The organism is Streptomyces sp. JJ38 (genome assembly GCF_019303475.1).
Classification (GTDB): Bacteria; Actinomycetota; Actinomycetes; order Streptomycetales; family Streptomycetaceae; genus Streptomyces.
In genome coordinates this window covers 65,808-89,036 of the sequence record NZ_JABLSI010000019.1, presented here as the reverse complement: position 1 = coordinate 89,036, position 23,229 = coordinate 65,808, and the positions used below count along the sequence as shown (strand labels likewise).

At 69.7% G+C, this 23,229-nt stretch carries 23 protein-coding genes; 8 read left to right on the top strand and 15 right to left on the bottom strand.

Annotated elements, in window-relative coordinates:
* Positions 1 to 24: 24 nt before the first annotated feature.
* From HPT28_RS13035 to HPT28_RS13005, 7 genes are read right to left on the bottom strand one after another with little or no spacing between them, the layout of a single operon-like run.
* Positions 25 to 891 (bottom strand): hypothetical protein, encoded by an 867-nt coding sequence (locus HPT28_RS13035; RefSeq protein WP_219091204.1) that lies wholly within the window; start codon positions 889 to 891, stop codon positions 25 to 27.
* Entirely contained in the window at positions 888 to 1,811 is a 924-nt protein-coding gene (locus tag HPT28_RS13030; RefSeq protein WP_219091203.1) for a D-isomer specific 2-hydroxyacid dehydrogenase family protein, read from the bottom strand. The genes HPT28_RS13035 and HPT28_RS13030 overlap by 4 nt, the downstream gene beginning before the upstream one ends.
* A complete protein-coding gene (locus HPT28_RS13025) occupies positions 1,808 to 2,473 on the bottom strand; it encodes a TylF/MycF/NovP-related O-methyltransferase (protein WP_219091202.1) in 666 nt (221 codons plus the stop codon). Before HPT28_RS13025 ends, HPT28_RS13030 begins: the two co-directional genes overlap by 4 nt.
* Before the next feature lie 5 nt (positions 2,474 to 2,478).
* On the bottom strand, positions 2,479 to 2,949 hold the full coding sequence (locus HPT28_RS13020) for an NUDIX domain-containing protein (RefSeq protein ID WP_219091201.1): 471 nt from the start codon (positions 2,947 to 2,949) through the stop codon (positions 2,479 to 2,481).
* A complete protein-coding gene (locus HPT28_RS13015; RefSeq protein WP_219091200.1) occupies positions 2,940 to 3,809 on the bottom strand; it encodes an isocitrate lyase/phosphoenolpyruvate mutase family protein in 870 nt (289 codons plus the stop codon). Before HPT28_RS13015 ends, HPT28_RS13020 begins: the two co-directional genes overlap by 10 nt.
* Positions 3,802 to 4,488 carry a thymidylate kinase gene (locus HPT28_RS13010; protein WP_219091199.1) on the bottom strand — a complete coding sequence of 229 codons (687 nt, stop codon included), beginning with the start codon at positions 4,486 to 4,488 and terminating at the stop codon, positions 3,802 to 3,804. Before HPT28_RS13010 ends, HPT28_RS13015 begins: the two co-directional genes overlap by 8 nt.
* Entirely contained in the window at positions 4,485 to 5,246 is a 762-nt protein-coding gene (locus tag HPT28_RS13005; RefSeq protein ID WP_219091198.1) for a hypothetical protein, read from the bottom strand. The genes HPT28_RS13010 and HPT28_RS13005 overlap by 4 nt, the downstream gene beginning before the upstream one ends.
* 306 nt (positions 5,247 to 5,552) lie before the next feature.
* Here HPT28_RS13005 and HPT28_RS13000 point away from each other — a divergent pair, with 306 nt between their 5' ends.
* From HPT28_RS13000 to HPT28_RS12990, 3 genes are read left to right on the top strand one after another with little or no spacing between them, the layout of a single operon-like run.
* Positions 5,553 to 6,965 carry a helix-turn-helix transcriptional regulator gene (locus HPT28_RS13000; RefSeq protein ID WP_219091197.1) on the top strand — a complete coding sequence of 471 codons (1,413 nt, stop codon included), beginning with the start codon at positions 5,553 to 5,555 and terminating at the stop codon, positions 6,963 to 6,965.
* Between the two features lie 59 nt (positions 6,966 to 7,024).
* A complete protein-coding gene (locus HPT28_RS12995; RefSeq protein ID WP_219091196.1) occupies positions 7,025 to 8,026 on the top strand; it encodes an asparaginase in 1,002 nt (333 codons plus the stop codon).
* 27 nt (positions 8,027 to 8,053) lie between these two features.
* Entirely contained in the window at positions 8,054 to 8,512 is a 459-nt protein-coding gene (locus tag HPT28_RS12990) for a PPC domain-containing DNA-binding protein (protein ID WP_219091195.1), read from the top strand.
* On the opposite strand, the gene HPT28_RS12985 is transcribed toward HPT28_RS12990, so the two are convergent.
* On the bottom strand, positions 8,499 to 9,122 hold the full coding sequence (locus HPT28_RS12985; RefSeq protein ID WP_219091194.1) for a nucleotidyltransferase domain-containing protein: 624 nt from the start codon (positions 9,120 to 9,122) through the stop codon (positions 8,499 to 8,501). The two genes, HPT28_RS12990 and HPT28_RS12985, sit on opposite strands and share 14 nt — an antisense overlap.
* A 318-nt stretch (positions 9,123 to 9,440) precedes the next feature.
* Between HPT28_RS12985 and HPT28_RS12980 the strand changes: the two genes are divergently transcribed.
* Both HPT28_RS12980 and HPT28_RS12975 read left to right on the top strand, forming a co-directional pair.
* On the top strand, positions 9,441 to 9,905 hold the full coding sequence (locus HPT28_RS12980; RefSeq protein WP_219091193.1) for an ATP-binding protein: 465 nt from the start codon (positions 9,441 to 9,443) through the stop codon (positions 9,903 to 9,905).
* 103 nt (positions 9,906 to 10,008) lie between these two features.
* Positions 10,009 to 11,235 (top strand): damage-control phosphatase ARMT1 family protein, encoded by a 1,227-nt coding sequence (locus tag HPT28_RS12975; RefSeq protein ID WP_219091192.1) that lies wholly within the window; start codon positions 10,009 to 10,011, stop codon positions 11,233 to 11,235.
* 226 nt (positions 11,236 to 11,461) lie between these two features.
* On the opposite strand, the gene HPT28_RS12970 is transcribed toward HPT28_RS12975, so the two are convergent.
* From HPT28_RS12970 to HPT28_RS12950, 5 genes are all read right to left on the bottom strand, one after another.
* A complete protein-coding gene (locus HPT28_RS12970; protein WP_219091191.1) occupies positions 11,462 to 13,105 on the bottom strand; it encodes a relaxase/mobilization nuclease domain-containing protein in 1,644 nt (547 codons plus the stop codon).
* On the bottom strand, positions 13,106 to 13,741 hold the full coding sequence (locus HPT28_RS12965) for a MobC family plasmid mobilization relaxosome protein (RefSeq protein WP_219091190.1): 636 nt from the start codon (positions 13,739 to 13,741) through the stop codon (positions 13,106 to 13,108).
* Between the two features lie 49 nt (positions 13,742 to 13,790).
* Positions 13,791 to 15,074: a hypothetical protein gene (locus tag HPT28_RS12960; protein ID WP_219091189.1), complete on the bottom strand. Its 1,284-nt coding sequence runs from the start codon at positions 15,072 to 15,074 to the stop codon at positions 13,791 to 13,793.
* Positions 15,075 to 15,283: 209 nt separating this feature from the next.
* Positions 15,284 to 15,979 carry an ATP-binding protein gene (locus HPT28_RS12955; protein WP_219091289.1) on the bottom strand — a complete coding sequence of 232 codons (696 nt, stop codon included), beginning with the start codon at positions 15,977 to 15,979 and terminating at the stop codon, positions 15,284 to 15,286.
* Positions 15,976 to 16,905 (bottom strand): hypothetical protein, encoded by a 930-nt coding sequence (locus HPT28_RS12950; RefSeq protein ID WP_219091188.1) that lies wholly within the window; start codon positions 16,903 to 16,905, stop codon positions 15,976 to 15,978. Before HPT28_RS12950 ends, HPT28_RS12955 begins: the two co-directional genes overlap by 4 nt.
* A gap of 654 nt (positions 16,906 to 17,559) precedes the next feature.
* Here HPT28_RS12950 and HPT28_RS12945 point away from each other — a divergent pair.
* The 3 genes from HPT28_RS12945 to HPT28_RS12940 are packed head-to-tail and all read left to right on the top strand — an operon-like array spanning position 17,560 to position 19,686.
* A complete protein-coding gene (locus tag HPT28_RS12945; protein WP_257578522.1) occupies positions 17,560 to 17,694 on the top strand; it encodes a hypothetical protein in 135 nt (44 codons plus the stop codon).
* A 53-nt stretch (positions 17,695 to 17,747) separates the two neighbouring features.
* Positions 17,748 to 18,125, top strand: a complete 378-nt coding sequence (locus HPT28_RS26860; RefSeq protein WP_257578521.1) for a helix-turn-helix domain-containing protein — start codon at positions 17,748 to 17,750, stop codon at positions 18,123 to 18,125.
* A 43-nt stretch (positions 18,126 to 18,168) separates the two neighbouring features.
* Positions 18,169 to 19,686, top strand: a complete 1,518-nt coding sequence (locus HPT28_RS12940) for a LacI family DNA-binding transcriptional regulator (RefSeq protein ID WP_219091187.1) — start codon at positions 18,169 to 18,171, stop codon at positions 19,684 to 19,686.
* A 486-nt stretch (positions 19,687 to 20,172) separates the two neighbouring features.
* Here the strand turns inward: HPT28_RS12940 and HPT28_RS12935 are convergent.
* Together HPT28_RS12935 and HPT28_RS12930 are read right to left on the bottom strand one after the other, a co-directional pair.
* A protein-coding gene (locus HPT28_RS12935) for an IS5 family transposase (protein ID WP_219091186.1) occupies positions 20,173 to 20,990 on the bottom strand; the annotation gives its coding sequence in 2 pieces (ribosomal slippage) (positions 20,173 to 20,633 and positions 20,633 to 20,990; 819 coding nt in all).
* 39 nt (positions 20,991 to 21,029) lie between these two features.
* Entirely contained in the window at positions 21,030 to 21,932 is a 903-nt protein-coding gene (locus tag HPT28_RS12930) for a phosphotransferase enzyme family protein (protein ID WP_219091185.1), read from the bottom strand.
* Between the last annotated feature and the right edge of the window lie 1,297 nt (positions 21,933 to 23,229).

Genomic DNA, 23,229 nt, shown 5'->3' with positions numbered 1-23,229 from the left:
ACTCCTGAGGAGGAGAGGCGCGGTCTACGCGCCATCGGTGGAGACCATGGACAGCCACCCGAGAAGCTGTCCGCCGGTGATGGGGATGTGGACGTCGCCGCGGCGAAGGAACCACCCGTCGGCGTACCGCTGGGGCAGCCAGCCGGCGTCGGGGGCAGTCAGGTTGGGAGGCTTCTGCAGCGGGTCGTCGACGGGCCAGCAGTCCAGGAGCGCTCTGGCCACGCGTCGCTGAACCGGACGGAACCACTCCCACGTCTCCGCGCGGGCCGGGTGGATCGGCGGACCGAACGGAGCGTCGGCAAGCAGCGGCAGCCACTTGTCGCCCAGGACCGGATGGCCGGCCGCCGCGCACTCGAGCGCGGTGAGGCAGATCTCCAGCTTCCGGCACACGACGCCGACGGGTTCGGCCATGCCGTCCTCGACGAGACCGGTCAGGTCCTCGGCGAGACTCGCCGCGATCTCGGCCTGGTCGGCGACCGCCCAGCGTCGGTAGCCCCGGCGCTCCCCGGGATCGAGCACCGGATCCCAGCGTCCGGAGCCGTACGAGAGAGCGGTGCGCAGACACATGAGGTCGTGCATCGAGGCGCGTACCCGGCGGAACGATCCGAGGTCGTCGCGGCGGACGTCGAAGGAGCGGAGCAGATGACGGAGTTCCTCCGCCCGCTGCGGCGCCGCCGCCTGGAGGTCGACACGGACGCCGTCCACGATGCGCGACTCCCACGCCGGAAGGGCGCCGTCCACGATGCCGCGCAGGTCGACGTCGCTCGCCGCGTGGGCGAAGCCGCAGGCGAGGGCTCCCTCCAGCCAGACCTCGCGGGCCTCGCCGGACGCGATCAGCTCGTGGGCGACTCTGTCGGCGATCTCCCGGCGCAGTCGTGCCGATGGGTTCACCGGTGGCCTCCTTCGATCAGGATCTTGTCGTCAGCGGTGATCTCCTTGAGGAGAGCGATGGCCCATCGGTCGAGCGCGCTGCGCACGTCGGTGCGCTGGGCGCCGATGTGGGGCGAGGCCAGGAGGTTGAGCGGCGTCTCGGAGCCGGTGAGGAGCGGCAGGTGCTCCCGCTCGACCGGATCGAGGGCGAGGCCCGAGAGCCTCCCGTCTGCCAGTGCCCGCAGGCAGGCGGCGACGTCGAGGGTCTCCAGGCGCCCTGCGCAGATCAGCAGAGGGCTCTGCGGAGAGACGCGTGCGAGGAAGTCCTCGCCGATGAGATGTTCGGTCGTGGGGCGCAGCGGCAGAACGATCACGTGCACCTGCGACTGCTCCATGAGCGCTGTCTGCGACAGCTCACGCAGACCGGGAGGGTTCGACGGCCACGTGGCGAAGGCCGTGCGGTCCACGTAGGGAGCGAGGGCCCACTCGGCGGCCAGCCCCACCGGGCCCGCGCCCCAGATACCCGCGGCCAGGGTGCCGAGTGCTGCTCCCATGCACGCGTGCTTCTCGTGCTGGCCGAGCAGCAGCGCGTGCTGCCCCAGGGGGATCCGCCGGGCCAGGGCGAGGGCAGCGGCGAGGACCCACTCTCCCACGGCGCCAGCGCCGGCCTCGGCGTTGCGGTGCAGCGTGATGCCACGGCGTTGGAGGGCGCTTACGTCGATGTGGTCGATGCCGGAGCCGGTCCGTACGACGTGCCGCAGGCGGGGCAGTGCGTCGAGCTCCCGCTCGCCGAGTCGGACACCGGAACGCAGGACAACCACAGCCGTGTCGGAGGGCAGGGGCGAGTTCAGGTCCACTAAGTCGTGCACGAGAACGCCGGGCAGCGCGCGGCGGATCGCACCCGCATCCGCCGCTCCGCGCACCACGAGGACTGCGCTCATCCGAGGGACCCCGGCTTCTCGTACCGGCCAAAGGCCAGATCACCCTCGCCGACGACGACGGTCACGGGCGAAGGCGCGCCGAAGTACGCGTCGCAGGCGCGCTTCACCCCCGGGAGCCCGTCCCAGGCCCGTGGATTGACCGCCGTGTCCGCGTAGTCGTCGACGAGCGACACGCCCGTCGGCACCAGGCGGGTGACGCAGTGCGTGAGTCCCGTGAGGGTCGCGTCGTGGAAGTCGCCGTCCAGGTAGGCGAACGCGATCTCGTCGGGCAACTCCTTGGGAAGGGTCTCGTCGAACCACCCCGGATGGATGACCGGCGCCGACCTGCCCCAGGCCGCATGCGTGGCTCGCACGTCGTCCGGGGATGACCGGAGCTCGCCCGCCGACAGATGGTCCGAGTCCTCGGCGCCGGGCGCGGGCATGCCCTGGAAGGAGTCGTAGACGTGGATCTCGCGGTCGCGGTCGCCCAGCGAGTCGAGCACGCTACGGGTCCAGAGGGCCATCGCGCCCCTGTAGCAGCCGAGTTCGACCACGGCTCCCGGCAGACCGCGGGCGGTCATGTCGGCGAGTTCGTCGGCGATCACCCGGAGCCGGTCGGCACAGACCGTTCCGGAGTGCTCCCGCAACAGCCACTCCCGCAGATCCTTCAACGTCGGATCCATGAAGGTCACCACCTGTCCACGAAGGGGTCGGCGAGTTCCCCTCTCAACGCCGCCGACAGCGGGCGGTTGATCCGGGGCAGCAGGTACACGTCGCTCATACGTTCCAGCGGAACCCACTCGTAGCCCACCTGGAGGGGGTCCGGCGGTTCCGGCATGCGCGGCTCGGCGTCGTCCACCTGCTCCGCGAGGAAGTTGAACTGAACCTTCTGTACGTCTCCGAACTCGCCCTGCCACGACTCGGGGACGTACTCGACGACACACAGCAGACGCCGGGCCACGACCTGCAGGCCGGTCTCCTGCGCGACCTTGCGGTTCACGGCCTGGCGCAGGTCCTCGCCGACCTGGGCCTTGCCGCCCGGGAGGTTGTAGTGGAACCCGGCTTCGTCGTCGTACGACAGCAGCAGGACGGTGCCGTCGCGTACGATCGCCGCCTTCACGGAGACACTGATCCGAGGCAGTTCGGGCGTCAGAGGCACGACAGCGCCTCCGGTTCGCCGACGCGCATCAGGTCGCCGACCTCCGCGAGGGACCCCGCGACGGTGGAGCGGAAACTCCCTCCGCGCCGGAACTGACGGGCGGCGGTGCGCATACCCGCGAGGGCGGCACGGCTGAGCTGGTTCGCGTAGATGCAGAGGTGGAAGCCGGCCTCGTCGAGCTCGGCAGCGCTCAGGCCGGGGAACGCCGTGGGCACGCTGACCAGCGGCGCGCCGTGGCTCCACGCACGCCCGACGACCCGCGCCTGATCACCGGTCGCGTCCTTGGAGTGGATGAGGATCGCATCCGCTCCGGCCTCGGCGTACGCCTCGGCGCGGGCGATCGCCGTAGCCATGTCCTCGCCTGCGATCAGGGCCTCGGTGCGGGCCACGACCACGAGGCCGTCACCAGCGAGCTTCCGTATGCGCCCCACCTGCTCGCACAACAGGTCCCGGTCGGCGAGGCTCTGGGCCCGGTGGGCCGCGAAGCTGTTGCACTTGGGGTACGCGCTGTCCTCGACACACACTGCCGCGGCTCCGGCGCGCATCAGGTCGTACGCGAACCGCTCCGCCGTGCGCCCCGAGCCGCCCGCGTTGTCGATGTCCACGATGACGGGCAGCTCGGTGACACGGCCGAGCGAGGCGACCACGTCGGACAGGTCCCGGGGGCCCAGGACGTTGGCGTCCGGCAGCCCGGAGGCCGCGGACACCTCCAGACCGCTCACCCACAGGGCATCGAAGCCCGCCTCCGCCGCGACGTGCGCGGCGAGTGCGTTCACCGCACCGATCGCCAGGAGCGGGTGCTTCCGCTCGCTGTCGTCGAGGGCCTCACGCAGACGCGTCGCCTTCGTGTCGTCAGCCATGGATCTCTCCTCCTTCCGCATGGGCGGCAAGCGACGGCACCAGCTGCCGTTCGCGCAGTACGTCCCAGGCGGCGAGCAACATCTCGGACCGGGACCGGCGGGCGTCCAGGCGGACCACGTCGCCGAGGAGCGGGAACGCGTCGGGCTTCGTGACCACGGCCTCGTAGGTCTCGCGAACCCGGCTCTGGACGTCGTGTACGTCCCAGTCGGCCCGGACGGCGTCACCTTGGCGGGCCTGCGCCCGGCTCATCGAGACGTCGGTCTCCAGGTCCAGGACGAGCGTGAGATCGGGGGCCACGGTGAGGTGCGCGGCCAGCGTCTCGTAGGTCTCCGACGCCCTCATGCCGTGCTTCACGGCGAAGAAGGCCAGCTCGCTGAGCAGCCAGCGATCCGCGATCACGGGCCGGGCCGGTCGCTGGGGGAGCACGAGGCGATCCAGCGTGGCCCGCTTGTCCGCCGCGATCGCGGACAGGTGGGCGTCACGGTTCCCGGCGTTCGGCTGGGACTTGCCGGTGACGATGGCGGCGGCCTGGCCGGCGGCGAGGAAGTTGGTGGTGAGCACGCACAGCGGGGTGACGCCGTAGAGCCCCTCCCAGAGCCGGAACAGGCCCTTGCGCAGCGTCGTCTTGCCCGTGCCGTCGAGCCCCTCGATGACGATGAACGGATAACGGTGGTTCATTCGACCTGCCCCGCCCCCGTGCCACCGGCGTACTTGGTGAAGCGGCCCCGCCAGCGGGCCGTCGTGGACACCAGGTCCACCAGCCGCAGCTCCGCCAACTCGTCTACCAGTTGGGGCAGCTCGGGCTCGGCGCAGATGCCGGCCTCGACGGCCCGGCAGTACGCGGCGCGGAGGGCCGGGTCGTCGTCGGAGTCGTGCAGCGCCGCCTCCAGCACTCGCGTGGCCATGCCGTGGGCCACGACGCTGACCGCGGTGCCCAGGGCCTGCTCATGGAGCGGGCCCTGGTGCGGCTCCAGCGTGATGTGGTGCACCCCGCGGTGGCGGATGACCGTGAAGAAGCCCACCCACCACGCGGCGGCGGCGCTGACGGCGGTCACGGCGTCGGACCAGGCCGCCCCGGACTCCTCCGCGAGGAGGCTCTGGGCAGCGGTGTCGGCGGCGCGGTGAAGCGTCCCGCACTGGTTCCGCGACTCCGCTCCGTGCCGCTGGGGCAGCTCCCACCAGAAGCCAAGCCCGGCGTCCTCCAGCAGCGCCATCGCGGACCCGTCGCCCACCGGCAGCGGCGACGGGCGCTGGGCCAGCACGGAGATATCGGCGCCCGGCACGTCCGACAGCGCCTTCTCCTCGGCGACAGCAGCCCGCCATTCGTCGAGATGGAGATGAAGCCGCTGGGTCAGCAGCCCGTCCGCCAGCGTCTGCCAGGCATGGGCCAGCGGCGGCGACCCGGGAGGCCGGGGCGGCAGGGTCAAGGAGGTCACAGGTCGGATCCTCACGTCCGGGGAGTCGCGTCACGCGGCTCCGGTCGGTGGTGCTCCACCACGATGGCCGCCACGAAGGCCCACGCCTATGAGTGTTTATGAGCCCGACCAGCGGAACGTGTCCGCGCGGTCGCAGAGCGAGGGAGAATGCCGACCATGGTCGACAGCGGACAGCGGCGGTGCACGCGCTGCGGTGCCCTTCTCAGCCGCTTCAACGCCGGTACACGATGCGCCTCGTGCCAGGACGGGCCGACCGCCCGACGGGCCGACCCGGCCTTCTGGCGTGATCCGACGGTCCGGCGAGCCGTGGTCGCATGGGAACTCGGCCCCGTCGTCAAGCTGTTCAGGAAGCACACGGGCCTCTCCCAGGCCGGCGTGGCGCGGATGGTCAGCATCGACCAGGCCGAAGTCAGCAGACTGGAACGAGGGCTCAAACAGATCCGCGACCGACGGCAGTTCGTCCAATGGACTGATGCATTGGGAGTTCCGGAGGAACTGATCGGGCTCCTGCCCACGGCCGATCCGCACACCCCGGGCTCCACGGGACGACCGGGAACGGGGGACACCGGAGCCCGTGGGTACGCGGCGCTGCCCGAAGGGCCGGGTCAGCTTCTGTTACCCGCCGGCCGGTCCGTCTCGACGACGGCGCTTCCTGTACTGACCCTTCCTGCCGCCTCCTTTCTCGGGGACAGCCTGCGACTCGACTCCCGCCCCGAGCTGGATGCCTGGCGCACCATGCCGATGCGCGCGCTCGTCGTCGCGAACCGCACGGTGGACGGGGCGGTCCGACAGTTCGTCACCGACGCCCGACCGAGCGACGTACGCGCCGTCGCCTCAGCCCCGGTCGACATCCCCGCCGCGTACGAACTGGACGATCTGACCTACGGCATCCTGTGGGCCGTGTCTGGTTTCGAGGCGGCGCTCCTCGGCGATGACCAAGTCCTGTACAACTCGCCAGCGTCGCTCACCGCTTCCCCAGGCTCACCTCTGGCCTCTGACCACGGCCTGACCGAAGTCTCCAGGATGCTGATCGGCTCGGAGACCGCGGCTCGGTACATCCTGGGCCACCGTGACCACCTGGGCGACGCTCCTGTCTTCTGGACCAGGGAACAGCGTGGTGAGGAAGCCGCCACGTGGCTGTTCTTCCGGCACAAGTACCAGTACCTGGAACGAATGGCGCCCAGGCGTCCGGGTGGTACCAGCGGCCGGGGGTTCTGCGTCCCCGAGACGGCCGTGGCCTCCTCGCCCGCGTACGAGCGCGTTCTGCTCTTCCTCGCCATCGCGCTCATGGAGTCCTTCGGCATCCGCACCTGGGTGACCGACGACGGAGGCTTCGCTCACACCGACGGCTTCGCCCTCTCCCCGGGGCGCCGGGCCGTCGTCGCCACATGGGTACGGACCGAGGGGGCCTCCCACCTCGCGGTCACCGCGCGGCCGGGAGCCCTGCGGACGTTCGCCGATGTGACCGGCCACGTCAGCCACCGCTCGGCCACGGCGGCCGAACAGGCCGGACAGCGCCTGGCGGCGACCGCGGATTACCTCGGCCTCGACACCTCCTGGCTCGGTCGCCGGTGCGCACATTTGTCGGCAGCCGGTACGGAGCGGCTGGCCCGGCCACGCAGCCGGTTGCTCGGCCTCGAAGGGCTTGAGGCCGCCTGCCGGTTCGTGGCCGAGCAGCTGGTGATCATTCCGCGTACCCGGACGGCGCCGACCCGATAGCCTGCGTGAACCACTCGTGAGGCCGCGCTCGGCGGCGTCCGGACAGGGGAGCAGGGGATATGACGGAGTCGGTCAGGAACGTGGCGGTCCTCTCCCTCGGCGGCACGATCGCCATGACCACGGATCCCGCCACCGGAGGCGTCGTACCCGCGCTCTCGGCCCACGAGCTCCTCGCCGCGGTACCCGCCCTGGCCACGAGCGGCATCGGCCTCAAGGTTCGGGACTTCCGGCGCCTGCCCGGCGCCTCCCTGGCCTTCGAGGACCTCACCGCACTGTCCGCCGCGATCACGGCGGAGCTGGAGACCGGAGACGTCGACGGCGTCGTGGTTACCCAGGGCACCGACACCATCGAGGAGACCGCGTTCCTCCTCGACCTCTACCACGGTCACGAGCAGCCGATCGTCGTCACGGGCGCGATGCGCAACCCCACCCTGCCCGGCGCCGATGGCCCGGCCAACCTCCACGCCGCCGTCCTGACCGCAGCCGACCCCGGACTCGCCGGCGCTGGCTGCCTCGTCGTACTCGGCGACGAGATCCACTCGGCACGGACCGTCCGCAAGTCCCACACCACCAGCCCAGGCGCCTTCACCTCACCAGCAAGCGGCCCGATCGCGCGGATCGCGGAGAACCGGGTGCGGATGGTAGGCGGCCTACCGCCCCGCGGACCGCTGATCGGCGCCCCCACCCGCGAGGCGCGCGTCGGGCTCTACACCGTCACCCTCGGCGACGACGGCACCCTGCTCGACCTGTGGGACGGCAACTGTGACGGACTCGTGGTCGCGGCCTTCGGCGTCGGCCACGTCCCGGAGCGCCTCGTCGAAGGGCTCACCAAGCTCGCGTCCCGCATCCCCGTGGTCCTCGCATCCCGCATCGGCAACGGGCCCGTCCTGTCCGACACGTACGGCTTCCCCGGCTCCGAGAAGGACCTCCTCGGCCGAGGGCTCATCGGCGCCGGAGACCTCGGCCCGTACCAGGCGCGGCTCCTCCTGCACGCCCTGCTCGCCCAAGGCGCCGACGGAGCGATGGTCCGCGAGACCTTCACCACCGCCTCCGCCCGCTGATCCCACCTCATCAGGAGACACCCGCACATGCGTGCTCACGAGCTGACCGTCGGCCGTACCTTCGGCGTCACCTTCGACCACGGGGAAGACTTCTTCGAGGCACTGTCCGCCTTCTGCCGGGACAACGGCGTACGGCAGGGCTACATCCCTGCGTTCATCGGAGCCTTCACGGAGGCCGAGATCGTGGGCGCCTGCGAGAAGCTGGCCGACCCGGACGCACCGGTCTGGGCGAAGACGTACGTCACCAACGTCGAAGCGTTCGGCGCCGGTACTCTCGCCCATGACCCGGCCACCGGCGGGATCCTTCCCCACATCCATGTCTCCGCCGGCCTGAAGGCCCAGTCGGCCGACGGTCGCACGAGCCATCTCCTCAGCGCCAAGGTCCAGTTCCTCAGCGAACTGATGGTCGTGGAGGTCACGTCGCCCATCATGACCCGCCCCCGGAACCCTGACCTCTACGACGTCCCGCTGCTCACGTTCGGCTGACCGGCAGGAGCCGGCGAATCCAGGGGTGATCGGGCGCGATCACGTTGATCGCTTTCGCCAGCCAAGCGCGTGCTGGAGCGTCAAGCAGCGGCAGCACAGCTTCGAAGTCGGTCTCGTCCTTCTCCCGGGTCGCCTTGGCCTTGTAGAAGAGCTGCACCTCGGGGGCGAGATACGGGATGCCCGTCTCGCTCGTCCGCCCGAGTCGGTCGATCGGGAGCCGGATCTCCGGCGTACGCCGCGAGACCCACTGGGTGCCTTCGGCCTCGTCCAGCATGAGCTGCATGGACCAGGGCGTATTCGGCGCGCGGCGGCACCAGATGTCGTGGAGCGGTGGCTGAAGGAGCTCTCCAGGACGCCATGGTCGCAGCTCCCCCTGGCCGGGTGGGTCCGCCACGTACAGGTCCCAGCCAGCGAGGAGATCACGTACGAGGACTTGGTCGCGCCGGAGGATAAGGATGTCGAGATCACCGTGCGGGCGCAGTTCACGGCCGACCGCGAGCTCGATCGCGTATCCGCCGGCGATCCACCACGGGAAGTCCGCCTTGGCGAAGACCGTAGCCGCGCCCTCGGGGTGTTCCGGCACCCAGCGTCCCAGCACGTCAGCACTCACCCGCCCATGCTCTCAGTGTCCAGACGGGCGAAGGTGAAGCCCGGGGGTGAGTCGGCAGCCTGGCCCGGCCGCTCGCCCGCGCGCTCATAAACGCCCATGAGCATCAGGGACACCGGCGGCCATCGTTGAATGCGTGACTCGCGACCGGACTCGCGGTTGGGGGCTTGAGCCACGACCCTCCCGGGTCCGCCGACGCCCAAAGCCAGGGTGCTGCCCGCGACGGTACGCCTCTCGGCGGCGTGCTGCGGCACTGTCGCGAACCACATCAGAGCTCCGGGAGAAGGCCACCGATGTCACCCACAGGAGGTTCGCCGCCCGATGATCAGCGCGCCGTCCGCCGCTCTCGGCCTCGTGTACCGCTGGACCGACCACACCATCAACCCGACAGGCGAAGCCCGAGCGATTCTGCGATGTGTCCTCAGGGACCTGGGCCTGCCAAGCGACGTCATCAGTGACGGAGCCCTGGCGGTCTCGGAGCTCGTAGCGAACGCGCACGAGCACGCCTGCGGCCCGTACGAGGTGCGCATGCGCTCGGCTGCGGGGAGGTACATCTGCGAGATCCACGACGGGGATCCCATGCTCCCCACACACCTCTACACGGCATGCGTGTCTCCGTGGCAAGGCCGTACAGGAGAACGGGCATTGGACGAGCCGTTGATCGAACGCGGGCGGGGCCTCCGCATCGTTCACGAACTGGCCAAGGGCCAGTGGGGATTCCGCTTTACCGAGCAGGGAACAAAGGCCGCTTGGATCGTCCTGGCCATGGCGAGTTCAGCTTCGTGAGGCACCTTGTCCGAGCGGACCGGATGACGGACAGCTACCTCGGGACCCACACGGCAGCCGGTGGCTTGAACGAGCGACACGCGAAACGAAAGGCTCGGTCACCATGACAGAGAAGATCTCCCATAGCTCGGGCGAAGGGGCCGACCGCAACTCCGGCTCGGCCACCGAACGCGACGCACGGGTCATCCTGAGCAACGAGCCCGGCTCGTTCGCCTGGGGTGTCCTGGCCAAACGCCACCCGGCCCTGATCCAGCAGGTGCGAGACGCCTTCCCGTACGGCCGTCGACAGCACGAGGCGCTCGACGCCCTGCTGGAGGAGATCACCAACGGCGTCGTCGAGCCGCTCGCTCCCTCGGAGCGTGATCACGAGCAGTGGGCGGTTTGGGGGCGGGAGCACTTCGGGCGGTCGTGGTTCGACGCCCCGTTCCTGTGGGCGGAGAGCTACTTCTACCGCAGGCTCCTCGGTGCCGTCGAGTACTTCGATACGGGCCCGTGGCAGGGGATCGATCCATTCGCCCCCTTCAAGCAGGCTGAACTCCGCAGTGCGACGGTCGACGACGAACTGCGGGCCCTGGACGCGCTCGCCACCGCGTCGACCGAAGAGCGAGCGACGGCCTTGCTCCACGCCTCCCTCTGGGGCAACCGCGCCGACCTCGGCTTCCGTGTCACGGAGGGGGAGGCGGCGGCCGGCGACGCTGCAGGTGGCCTGGTGGCTGACGACAGCGCGGAGCTGTGGCAGCTCCTGCCAGCTGGAGCCTGCTCCACCGTCGCCGTGGTCGCGGACAACGCGGGGCGAGAACTGATCCCGGACCTCATCCTCATCGACCACCTCCTCGTGCATCGGCACGCCAAGCGGATCGTGCTGCACGTCAAGCCCCACCCGTACTACGTGTCCGACGCGATGACGGCGGATGTCGTCGACTGTCTCCGCCGCCTCACCCAGGCGCCGGGTACGGCCGGCAGGATCGGCGGGCGTCTCTGGGAGGCCATGGCCACAGGCCGGTTGGAGCTGCGTGCCCACCCGTTCTTCTGCGCGCCACTGCCGTACGAAGACATGCCGCAGGATCTGCGGGAGGAGTTCGCGGCGGTCACACTGACCATCCTGAAGGGCGACCTCAACTACCGGCGGCTTGTGGGCGACCGGATGTGGGACGCGACGACCCCGTTCGCGGACCTCACGGCGTACTTCCCGGGCGCGGTCGCAGCGCTCCGCACGCTGAAGTCGGACGTCATCGCGGGGCTGGAGCGGGAGACGCTGGATGCTGTCGAACGGTCGGGGTCGGCCTGGCGCACCAGCGGCACTCACGCTCTGCTCCAGGTTCGCCCGTAGACCGGGTCATGCGCCGAAGCGGGGCTCAATGCCGGCGAGCCTGTAGGCAGTGCGACGGCTGCGGCCGTCGAGGAGGACGCCCTCGGCGTCGAGGGCGATCGCCCTGTGCTGGCCTTCGGTCTTGATGGACTCGGTGAGGTCGAGCAGTCGTCCTCGCTGAGCATCGGGAACATGTCGGCGGCGAGGGTGGATCTTCAGGATTCCTTGTCGGATAGGTGGGCAGAGTTCAGCGCGCACGGCGCGCCGAGGCGGAACGGGCAGGCCGGGCCGGCTCTTGGCTGGTCGTGGCGCCGGGGGTGTGCTGGGGGAGGTCGGCGAGGCGGCGCAGGCGCCAGGTGAGGACGTCGCTGAGGCTGGTGGCGGTGTCGAGTTCCCAGTGTCGGGTGGCTTGGGCGAGGAGGGCGGCGGGGTCGTGGCCGGCGGCGGTGGTGTCGGTGAGGGTGGCGGCGAGGGCGGGCCAGCCGGTTTCGGCGACGATCTGGTCGGCCAGGTCCGGGAGGACCTGGCGCACAACGGTCGCCTGCTGTTGAAGCCGCGGTAGGGCGAGGCGCCGGCCTCGACGGTGGATCACTGCCAGCGGCTGGACTGCGGCTGCCTGGTAGACGGCGCGGAGGTGCTCGGCGGTCAGGGCGGCCGCTTCGGCCTGCTGGTCGTGGTGGCGGGCCTGGTGCCAGTGGCAGGCGGCGACGACCGCCAGGAGGAGGGCGTCGAACAGGGCTGCGAGGACGGCTCCGTCCTTCGGGGCGGGTTCACGCAGGACCGCCTTGACGGCGGCCCGGGTGGCGCGGGCTTGCTGGTGGCGAGCGCGGATGCGGGAGCGGCTGGCTCGTTCGAAGGCGGCTGCTGCCTGTACGAGCTGGGGCCGAAGATCCGCGGGTGCGATCAGGGGCAGGGCGTTGAGGGTCTCGGCGAGGGCGGCAATGTGCGCCTGCCCAGTCCCGTCGTCGATGGTTGCGAGGAGGTCGGGCGTCTGGTCGGCGGCCTGGGTGAGGCGTCGCCAGGCAGGGGACTGGGTGCGATCCGCCGTTGGTGTCGTCACAGACTCCAACCGATCGGCGATCTTGGGGTAGGAGAGATCGGGTGCGAGGGTGGAGCCGGAGAACCAGACGGGCTGGCCGTCCTTGTTGGTGTCGCCGTCGACGGCGACCTTGTACCCGCGGACATCCCCGGAGGGGAAGTACTGGATGTCCACGAGGACCCCGGAGCCTTCGAGAAGGCGGAAGAACTCCTCGGTGCTGGCGGCAGCCGCGAGGGCGGTGCGGACCGTGGTGCGCAGGCGCTCGCGGGCGGTCCGGGCGTTTCCGGTGCGGCGGGCCTTCTCCTGCTCGGCACGGGTGGGCCGCTTGGCGGCGGTCCGGTCACCGCGTACCACCTGGCGCAGGCCGTACTGCTCCTCGATAGCAGCGAGTTCGTTGTCGGCATGCAGGAAGTCGTTCCAGTTGCGGGGCGGGCGGAGGTCGCCTCGGACCTTGGTGGCGACGATGTGGATGTGATCGTCGGCGTGGCGGACGGCGACCCAGCGGCAGGCGTCGGGATCGCCTACCGGAGCGATGCCGGTGGCGTTCAGCACCCGGCGGGCGATGATGCCCCACTCGTCGTCGGACAAGACTCGGTCCTCGGGCGCGGCGCGGATCGAGCAGTGCCACACGTGGTCGTTCGGCGCCTTGTCGCCGGCCTGCTTGACCCGCAGGTCGAGGACAGCCGTGAGCTGGGCCAATGTGGCGTCGGGGTCGCGGCCGGGGTCGGGGGCGAAGCCGTCGAAGGAGGCGACGAGGTGGGGGTCGGTGTGCTCGTTCGCGCGGCCGGGCCCGTACAGGTAGTTGAGGACACCCCGGGTCTTGTGCCCGGGCTTGACGATGTTGGCGATCAATCAGGCCGCCCGGCGGTGCGTGGCGGCCACATCGGCGGCCGTGTCGATCGCAGCAACCGCCTGCTTTACCAGGGCCACGATCCGTCCGGCCTCGGCGAGCACGGACGCGTCCCCAGGGTGTGGATCGCCGCCCGCGTTCAAGCGGTGGGCGATCTGGTTCACGTTCGTGCCGATCCTGGCGACCTGCGTGCGCAGCGAGGCGAGCTCGTCAATCAGGTCATCGGCCGCTGTGCGTCGGCCGGGCAGGGCGAGGTCACCGCGGACATGCGCCATGACGACAGCGCCGACGTAGTGGGCGGCGGCCAGACCGAGCCGACGGGCCTCGGCCAGGATCAGGGGCTTCTCGTCGGCGCCGTAGCGAACATCGACACGCTCTGTACGCTGCACGCCCTGGCGGGCACGACGACGGGCGACACGGTGCACCGCGGCCTCGTCGGCGGCACGCACGACCCCCTGCCCCGGTGCGCCCTCGCGCCGGGGTGCTGCCTCCGCCACCCCCAGGGCGGAGGCTTCGGCATTGGTCCGGCCCTTGGACGGTCCAATGCCATACCTTGCTCCGCTCACTCCGCTCGGGGCTGGGATGACCGGCGGCGAGTCGTCGTGGGTGGTGGGTTCTTCCCGGTGCCGGGCGCGCATGGGGACCTCCGTCTCAGTACCTGGTTACAGGAGCAGTTGGCTGTGAGGGTCAGGGAGCGGGGGCGCTGGGCGTGGCCGTGAGTTGCTTCTTGAACTCGCGGACCACGCGTCCGGCGTCGTCGCTGGAAACGGTGTAGTCGGCATCGCGCAGGGCGTCCTCCACACGATCGCGACCGACGCTTCCGGTCTCCTCGTACATACGGCGGGTGAAGGTCAGGATGACCTCGTCGGAGGCGCGGGGTTTGCTGTCCTCCCGGCTCTTCCGGGCCGCCCGATTTCGCTTACGTCTGCCCGGGACACTGTCGGAGGCGTCGCCCGTGAGCGACGGGCGGTCTTCGGGCGGGCGGAGCCCGGGCTCCGCCCGTGAGGGCGGTGCTGGCGTCGGGCGGGCAGACTGTGGGCGGGCAGTCGGGGACAGCTGATCGTCGTGTGGTCCCGACGGGTGCGGGCGGGCAGTTTCCTCTGCCCGTGGGGCTGGTTCCGGGCGGGCGGTACGCGGGTGCTTGTGCCCGGAGTCACGGGCGGCGTACGAGGTCGGGGCGTGCCAGCGCGGCGGCAGCGTGATGGAGGCGAGGCCGAGCGCCTGCTTGCGAGTGGCGAGCTTGCGCAGCAGCAGCTCGTCCTGGCGCGGGTCGCTGTCGACGTCGGCCCGCTCCAGGGCCTCGTGGAGGCGCTCTGTCAGGCGTCGTCCCCGCCGCTTGCCGCGCTGCTGGTCGGTCATCGACTCGGCGCGCAGGATCAGGGCAACGGATTCGCTCAGGGCACGCCCGCGGATGAGCCGGGTGGCGTCCGCGTCCTGGTCGGCAATGCTCAGCCGGGCCAGCAGGCGTTCGCGCGCTTGGCGCATGAGGACGGCGACCAGGCTCCGTGAGACCGCTTCGGGTGCCCGGTGGCGCAGCTCGATGCCCATGGCCAAGTGCCACAGCATCGCGGCCATGACCGGTCCGATCAGGGCTCGCACGGTTCCGCCGACGGGACCGGACTCGGCGTAGGCGGGGATGATCTGCACTGCGGTGATCACCCACACCAGGACTCCGGGCAGCCCCGGTGCCCGTGTCGGACCGTTGAGGTTCTGGCGGGCCATCAGGGCTGTCGCGAACAGAGCCAGCTCCGCGGTGGCGAACATGAAGGCGCGCTCTACGGTGCTGCCCATGTCCAGGTAGTCGGCGGCGAACCGCCAGCTGGTGTCCGCGCTGTACGCGGTGCAGCCCAGCGCGGCCACGGCAGCGACTCGCGCTGCGACCGTTCCGCGCCATCGGCTGGCTTCGGACGGCCGACGGCGCTGCTGGCGGATCACCCATCCGGCGAGCAGGACGACGAGCAGAAGAAGCACCGCGGTGGTCGTGGGTGAGGTGGCCCAGTCCGGGAGGAGAGGGGTGTCGGTGCTCCGGGTGGCCTGGGGCGCGAAGGCGGTAGGGGACAGCGGGTTCTCCAAGGTGCGGGGAAGCAGAAGGCGCGGGTGATCGGCGCGGGAGTCGCCTGATGCCCTCGACAAGGAGGGGCCCGCGCGGTTCGGTGCAGGTGTGAGCGCGGGCGGGGCGGTCAAGCGGTGGGCGCGGTGCGGCGTCGGTCGGGGCCGGTGAGGATGACGCGATCTGTCATCTCGGCGAGGCGTGAGGCGACGCGGTCGCCGAGTGCGGTACGCAGCTCGGCGGTGGGGAGGTTGGTGGTGATGAGGGTGGGGCGCAGGTGCTCGTACCGGTGGTTGATGAGCCGGTAGGTGAGTTCCTCGGTCCACTCGCTGGTCTTGGCCGCGCCGAGGTCGTCCAGGAGCAGCAGCGGGCACCGAGCCAGCGTCTCCAGGTCGCGTTCGGCGTCGTGCCCGGTCCGCGGGCGGAGGCGAGCGTGCAGGTCGGCGGTGGTGGTGGCTTCCCAGCGCAGGCGGACGCCACGGGCGAGGAGGGCCCGGATGGCGCCGTACGCCTGGTGGGTCTTGCCGGTGCCGGTGGGGCCCGCGATCAGCAGCGACGGGCCTTCCGCGATGCCGGGCCCGCCGGGGCCGGGGCGTCCGGCATGGGCGACCTGGTCGGCCCAGGTGGTGACCTGTGGGTGGTCGGCCAGGGCGCGGCGGTAGCGGGCGGGGATGCGGGCGTCGGCGAGTTCCAGCGCGGTGATCGGCTCGTCCGGTGGCTCCTCGATTGCGGCGCTCGGGTCGATGCCGCGGTCGGCGAGGATCCGGTTGAGCCGGTCGGCGATTGGGCCGACGTGCTGGGGCGCGCGGGTGCGGGTGGCGGTCAGAGCTCTTCTCCGTAGGCGGCGGCGACGTCGGTGGGGTTCGTCCACGGCCTGTGGACAGGCGACGTGTTGGGTGTGGCGTTCATGGCTTCGTGCACCAGGCTCGGCAGGGTGCTGGGGTGCAGGCCCTTGGCACGGTGCCGTTCGAGCCCGGAGCGGATGTGCGCGGGGGTGATGCCCTCGTCGAGCAGTTTGCGCACCTGCTGGCCGAGGTGGCTCAGGACGTCCCTGGGTGGGCGATGGGTACAGGCGGCGGCGTACTCGGCGATGAGCTGCTGGGCTGAGACGGTGTCGGGTGCGGGGGCGCTTGCGCCCCCCGAAGGGGTAGTTCCTAGATCCATGTTCCTAGGTCCTAGATCCGGACGATGAGGCGTCACCGCCATCGCGGGGACTCCTCCGGGCGCTTTCACGGAGGGCTCCGTGAAGCCCTTCTGACCTGCAAATTCGTCTTCGGTGCCGAGATTCCCCGGGTGCTCCCGCGCTTCGCCGGAGCTCTCACGGAGGGTTCCGTGAGACGGCGGTGCGGGCTCTGTGACGTTGGCCGTTGTGGCGCGCTCGGTGATCTGCGTGGTGTCGGCCGGGGCGTCGTGGTGTGGGCAGGCGGGGAGACGGCTCTTGCTGGGCCGGTTGATCTTCTGATGCTGCTGCCAGGTCACGATGTGGAGGTAGCGCTTGTGGTCCGGGCCCTGGTAGCGGCAGATGAGGCCCGCGTCGGAGAGTTGGGCGAGGTCCTCCTCGACGTGGGCGGGGGTGTGGTCCGGGCGCAGAACCCACAGCTGGCCGGCGATGATCGCGGCGTGGTCGCGGTGGCGGCCCTGATCGTCGGCCTGGGTCAGCAGGCCGAAGAAGGTGCGCTCGGCGGTGATTGTGACGGCGGCGAGGGATTCGGAAACGAAGGCTTCGGGCTTGATGGTGCGAATTCGTGCCACGAGGGGCGGTCCTCACTCGGTTGCCGGTGGGCGGAGATCCCACGGCGCACCGTGGATCGGGGCGGTCGGGGCGTAAGGGCAGGGCGGTGCCCGGCTGTTGGCGCAGGGTGCACTGAGAGCCGGTCGCGATTTCTGGGGGTGCCCTCAACACAGCCACACCCAGGTCGCACAAGTCCAGCCCAATCCGGTCGCATCTCTCACGGCAGAACGGCGCCGAGAATCGAGCCGAAGAGGGTGGCGCGAAAACGGTAGGGCACGATCGGCGGCTGACCAAAAAGTGCCCAGAATGCCGAGCCAGAAGCATCACATCGCCAAGCCGTTGACGTGCTGCCGACGACGAAGTTACAACACAACACCGCACGTCAGAGACGTCCAGGGAGTTGCGCAGCATTGTGAATCCTGCCCCTTGAAGGATCGCCGGATCACCACTCGCTTGAACGGCGCCAGGCGGAACATAGACCACGATCGCCGGTTAACCAAACCGGCGAATGCACGCTACAAGTGAGCCATGACAGCACCAATATTGGAAACCGTGGCAACAGGAATACAGGGGCGCCCGAACCCTCGGAACTCTCCGCCTCAAACCCAGCCTGTCCGAAGGCCAGTTGGCTGAGCTCGTGACCGTCCACGGGTATATCCAGGCCCGACACGACGATGTCCCGCATCGAACGCGCTCAGCGCTGCTGCGACGTCGATGACCTCGCCGTCATCGAAGCTCTCCTCGCCCCGCACCTCGTCCTGCTGCCAGGACCGGGGCGCGCTCTGATGAAGCGCGTCCAGCACCGCTGACCGAGCACACCTCCACCGAGACAGGAAACACCTCCTTGCAGCGTCACGCCGCGATGCCCTCTGCCCCTGCGACCGGTCTCCCCGGCAGCGGGGCCGAAGCTGCCCGTTCTCGCCTCTACCGGCCCGAGGAGATCGCCGAGGTCCTCGGCTGCTCCGCCTGGTGGGTCAAGGACCGAGCACGGCGGCGCCTGATCCCACACACCCGAGTCGGTCGCGCCTACCGATTCACAGCCGACCATCTCGCCGAGATCGTGCGCCTCTACGAGGAGCGGCCGACCCTGCCGCCGCGGGCCGTCGCAGCGGTGGCAGGGCCGGTTTCGATGTCGGCCCCTCAAGCCGGTCCCCCGCGACCTCGCCGGTCGCCCGGTACCTCGGCACCACGCCTGCGCGCCCGTCCACCGCGTCGGACGCAGTACGACACCGTCGCGTAGCGCGCCGCCACCAACGAAGCGGAACAAGAGGAGGAAGCGGGACTTGGGTTTCGCGGAGAAGCGCGGAAACTATTGGCGCGGCCGATACAAGACCGCCCCGGGCAAGCACCTCACGGTCGTCGATGAGAACGGCAAGGCGATCCGGTTCGCCACCAAGGGCGAGGCCCAGCGCGCCGCGAGTGAGGCCGAGAACAAGTACCGGCGCGGCGACTGGCGCGATCCGGCGCTCGGCCAGGAGACCTTCGGCGAGTACGCGAACCGCTGGTACGAAGCCCAGGACCTGGCCGCCTCGACCATGCAGAACTACAAGCGCCACATCGAGGAACACCTGCTGCCCGACTTCGAGGACAAGGCGCTCGCGGGCATCCTGCGCACGGACGTCGATGCCTGGGAGAAGAAGGAGCGGGCTGCGTACGCGGCCTCCAGCGTCAAGACCTGGCGCTCCACGCTCCACCTGATCTTCGAGGACGCGATCGACGAGGGCCTGATCCCGTCCAACCCAGCGGCCAGGCGACGAGGGCGCGGCAAGCGAGCCGGCCGCTCCCGCGACCGTGGCCCGGAGAAGGTCGTCACCGACGCGCTCGGCATCCTGCTCACCGCCGAGCGAGCCGCCCTGCTCTCCGGCCGCGACGACGAGTTCGTCGCCGTCGTCCTCAAGGAGTACACCGGCATGCGCTGGGGCGAAGTCGTCGGCCTCGAGACCGCCTTCGTCCGCCCCGGCGCCGTCCGTGTCGAGTGGCAACTGTACGAACTCGACACGGGAGAACTGGTGCGCTGCCCGCCCAAGGACGACAGCTACCGAACCATCGACTCGATGGACTGGCTGTCGGCCCTGGTCGCCAACCACATCGCCCGCACCAAGCCCACACCGTGCTCCTGGCACGGCAAGACCTACGTCTTCCGGGGCCAAGGCGCGGCTCGCACCGGCGGCCACCACGGCGCGAAACTCGTAGATGTCGCCCGCCATGCCGAAGTCTCCACGGGCACCGTGTCCAACGTCCTCAACTGCCCTGACCGCGTCGCCGAAGCCACGCGAACGAAGGTGAAGCAGGCCATCGCGGACCTGGGCTTCGTGCGGGGCAGCGTCGTGCCGGAGCATGCCGCGCCCTGGCGCAGGAACGGGTTTGCAACCTGGCTGTTCACCCCGGCCGTATCCGGCTGGTACCCGAAGAAGGCACCCCAGGTGGCCCGCCCCGTACCACTGCTCGGTGAGCCGTGGCCCGGAGCCCCGGCCCGGGGACGCGGTGCCAGCGACCGGGCCGACGCCTGCTGGCTCCCGATAGCCAAGGGCCTCACCCCTCATGGCCTGCGCCACACTCACCGGACGATGATGGAGGACCTCGGTACCGAGAAGGTCCTCATGGACGAGCGCATGGGCCACATCGACGGCTCCGTTTCAGCGCGCTACGCCCACGTCACCCCGGGCATGCGCAAACGCCTCGGGTTCGGGCTGACCGAGCAGTGGGAGACGGCACTCGACGCCCGGCTGACGATGCGCCCGACGTCACCGGTGAGGGCACTCGACGCGCTGTTGCGGGCGCGCGCAGTCGCCGTCCGATAGCTTCACGGTGCCCCGTGACGTCGTTGCGGGGCACCGCTGATTCCGGCCTCTCAAGGCCAGCGCCCGGTCACCTTGCGACCTCGTGGGCCCGGTGATCAGCGGGACCATACGGGCATACGCCACCGCCTCGGGGACACGGCCAGGGCCAGCTCCACCAGCGTGCATTCCTGATCTTGCCGGGCCTTCGCGACCGGACCGAGCCAAGTTCGTCGGCTCCAGCTCATGAGGCCGTCACTAGTAGACTCAAAAGTATTGCTAGTGATGTGCCTCACGATGGCTCACTGGACGGTTGGCCGAAGGTTGCAGCTCCACCTCGCTTCGTGGGAGGCGCTCACCTGCGCTTTCTCTTCTCATCCCAGCGAACTCTTCAGGTGACCGGAGAGGATTGTTGCAGTCCAGGTGTTGGACGTACCCGCAACAACGCGTGTGGCGTTGGAGACGAGAGCCCGCTGAACATGGAGCCACGACGCCGCTTAAGGCCGTGTCCTATGTGGTGAGGCGGTGAAGTCGTTTGTAGCAGCACAGGGCTGCGGCGAGGCCGAGGAAGGCCAGGTAGTTGCGGGGGTGGCGTTCGTAGCGGTGGTTGAGGCGGCGGTAGCCGGTCAGCCAGGACATGGTCCGCTCGATGACCCATCTGCGCTGGCCGAGTCGTTCTGACGACTCGATGCCCTTGCGGGCGATACGGACGCCGATACGTTGGCCGCGGAGCCATTTCCGCAGCTCAGGTATGTCGTGGGCCTTGTCGGCGTGCAGGCGCTGGGGCTTGAAGTGACGGCCGCGGTGGGGGTCGTGTCTCGTTTGGTGCCCAAGCACCATGAGCTTCAAGGCCTGGCTGTCGTGGGTGTTGGCGGCCGAGACGCCGACGACGAGGGGCAAGCCGTTCGCGTCCGACAAGACGTGCATCTTGGAACCCGCTTTGCCCCGGTCCACGGGGCTCGGACCGGTGAGTCCGCCCCCTTTTTCGCCCTCACGTGGGCCGAGTCGAGGACGGCGCGTGACAGGTCGAGCAGGCCGGCGTCGTCGAGGCGGTGCAGGATCTCCTCGTGCAGTCGGCCCCACACTCCGGCTTTGGACCAGATCAGGAACCGGCGATGGGCGGTCGACTTCGATATCCCGAAGCATGGCGGCAAGGCCCGCCAGGCGCAGCCGCTGACCAGCACGTAGATGATCGCAGCGAACAGCTGCTCATCAGGCGTGTCCTGCGTCCCGCCGCCCTGCGGCCGCACCCGAGACCGCGGGATCAACGGCTGCGCGATCTCCCACAACCCGTCCGGAACAATCCAACTCCACGTACCCCGCCCCATGCCAAGCTCAACGACCGCCTCACCACATAGGACACGGTCTTAGAACGGCGCCCAGCTCCTGCGGGATGTTCCTGCCCGAAGCGTTTTGACCCGCTTCTCGACTTCGTCGGCCGCGCGTGGATCCGCGTCTGCGTTCTGGGAGAGCCAGGTAACCATCAACAGTTCGCGGACGCTCCGTAGCACGGTGTATCCGGACCACTGGCGGACGTCGAAGCCGTAGCCGTCCGCAAAGGCGGCGTACTCGGCCTCGGTGTGCCAGCCGAAGCTGTCGTAGTACATGGCCGTCTGCATGAGATCCCACTCGCGAGGGCCCGTTGCGAAGCCGTCAAGATCAATAACCGTTGGCCGCCCGCGAGCGTCTCGCAGGACGTTGCCGACGTTGAAGTCACCATGCAGGTGCCCTGGCGGGAGGATGAACCGCAGCTTCCCGTACTCAGCAGCCAGTTCGTCTGCCAGGTCACCGAGGTACCTTCGAGTTTCGGCGGGTATCACCGAACGCCTTAGACGGTGCTCAACCTTGTCGAAGGGACGCAGCTCGGGCAGTCGAACGCTCGGCGGCTCCAGACTGTGCAGCCTTCGTAGCAGCTCGCCCATCTCACATGTACTCGCATACCTTCCGCCATCAGCCAGCCCCTCCCAGAAGGTCACGGGGTGACCTTCCACGACGACGGGCTGCGTCGCCTCCTCGACGAGCCGCGCCGACGGGAATCCCTCAGTCGCGAGCCACCGCCCTACAGCCACTTCTCGGCGGACGGACGGAAGGCGGTCGGGGTGGCGTCCGATGCGGGAGACGACCTCTCCGCCATGGAGCTGGAACACCGCGTGGTCGCCGAGACGCAGCAGCACGACGTCCTGGGGGAGCACCCCGGCGAGCGCGCAAGCCTTCGTCAGCAGGTGCTCTGCACGTGCGGCGTCGAAGGTCCCTCGATCCCCGGTCGTCATGCCGCGTGGTCCTTCTCAGCCTTACGGAGAGCCTCCGGTACCCGCACGTTCGCACCTTGCCGGTTGGCCTTCGGCACGTCGACTCCTCTCGTGTCGCTGGTCCTCTCGCCCCAAGGGTTCCACGACGGAGCTCGCGAAATCGGACGGAACGATGAGCAACGCCAGGTGCCCCGGCGCCGAGCACTCTGGGTCACTCAACTTGTCGTAGGTCTCGATGTCCAAGTCGAAGCTGTAGCCGCTACGGACGACGCGCGGGCTCTGTGTCCACTTGAGTTGGATGTCGACCATGAGACCGCGCGAGCGGAGGGTGACGTCCACTCCGTCCTTGTCCACGTTCCAGTCGCAGATCGTGTATCCGCCCTGTGTGGCCAAGGCGTGCCCGAAGGCACGACTGACTTGTTCCTTCTGCCAGGTCGCAGCGTCCGCGACCATGCCACCCCTGGTCGCGTGATCGCGAGGACAGGCGTGCCCACTGGGTGAGGGAGGAGGGCATGAAACGGGCTCGATCCGGCGTTCCTGATACCGAGCTTCACGGGTCAGGTCGGCGACCGCACTGGGTCCGTGGTCCGGCTGCACCACGCTGTGGTCGCGGGAGACGGCAGCGTGTGGGAGAGCGCCGACCAAGATCTTCTCCCGGATTTCTCCCAAACGATCTCCAGGAACGGCTCAGGGCCACCGACTCACGTGAGTCGGTGGCCCTGACCTGTGTTCCTTCAGTCGGGGTGGCGGGATTTGAACCCACGACCTCTTCGTCCCGAAGCAATCCGGGCCCCAGGGCCGCCGCCCGGTTCCTGCCCCCTGACCTGCGCGAATCATTCGCCGACGTTCGCGGCCGTCCGCCGACGTTCGCCCCCGTTGTCACTCAGTTAGACACTCGCTAGAGGCTCGGCAGTTGCCACTTACGCGCCCGGCACACGGCAGGCGGCCGTCACTAACCGGAGCTGGCCTCGTTCCCTCCGCGCAAGCCCCGTTGACGCAAATCGTCCTGCAGCCAGTCCGGGGCCCAAGGGCCTCGGGCGTACTCCTCGGCGCACGGCGCCGGGCAGGCGTAGAGCCCCCGCCCAGGTCCGGAGCCCACCTCAATGATCTGCACCAGTATGAGTTCGAGGTGCCCCTGCCCACAGCGGATACATGTCGAAGCTACTGGTGACATCACTCACCAGCCCTGGACTACGCGCCATGCGGTGAGCTTCGTCCCGCAGTGAATCGACAACGTCTCCCCCGTACTGAACCGGATGCGCTTCGCTCCGGAGGGAAGAGACACGAGATCGCGAACCCGCATCACTTGGCCACCGAC

Excerpts from the sequence above, each read along its gene's own strand:
- HPT28_RS12930 (WP_219091185.1), bottom strand. The coding sequence starts at position 21,932 with ATGACGACCGGGGATCGAGGGACCTTCGACGCCGCACGTGCAGAGCAC.
- HPT28_RS13025 (WP_219091202.1), bottom strand. The coding sequence starts at position 2,473 with ATGGATCCGACGTTGAAGGATCTGCGGGAGTGGCTGTTGCGGGAGCAC.
- HPT28_RS12990 (WP_219091195.1), top strand. The coding sequence starts at position 8,054 with ATGCGTGCTCACGAGCTGACCGTCGGCCGTACCTTCGGCGTCACCTTC.
- HPT28_RS13030 (WP_219091203.1), bottom strand. The coding sequence starts at position 1,811 with ATGAGCGCAGTCCTCGTGGTGCGCGGAGCGGCGGATGCGGGTGCGATC.
- HPT28_RS12995 (WP_219091196.1), top strand. The coding sequence starts at position 7,025 with ATGACGGAGTCGGTCAGGAACGTGGCGGTCCTCTCCCTCGGCGGCACG.
- HPT28_RS13015 (WP_219091200.1), bottom strand. The coding sequence starts at position 3,809 with ATGGCTGACGACACGAAGGCGACGCGTCTGCGTGAGGCCCTCGACGAC.
- HPT28_RS26860 (WP_257578521.1), top strand. The coding sequence starts at position 17,748 with ATGCCCTCTGCCCCTGCGACCGGTCTCCCCGGCAGCGGGGCCGAAGCT.
- HPT28_RS12945 (WP_257578522.1), top strand. The coding sequence starts at position 17,560 with ATGTCCCGCATCGAACGCGCTCAGCGCTGCTGCGACGTCGATGACCTC.
- HPT28_RS12965 (WP_219091190.1), bottom strand. The coding sequence starts at position 13,741 with ATGCGCGCCCGGCACCGGGAAGAACCCACCACCCACGACGACTCGCCG.
- HPT28_RS12975 (WP_219091192.1), top strand. The coding sequence starts at position 10,009 with ATGACAGAGAAGATCTCCCATAGCTCGGGCGAAGGGGCCGACCGCAAC.
- HPT28_RS12980 (WP_219091193.1), top strand. The coding sequence starts at position 9,441 with ATGATCAGCGCGCCGTCCGCCGCTCTCGGCCTCGTGTACCGCTGGACC.
- HPT28_RS13010 (WP_219091199.1), bottom strand. The coding sequence starts at position 4,488 with ATGAACCACCGTTATCCGTTCATCGTCATCGAGGGGCTCGACGGCACG.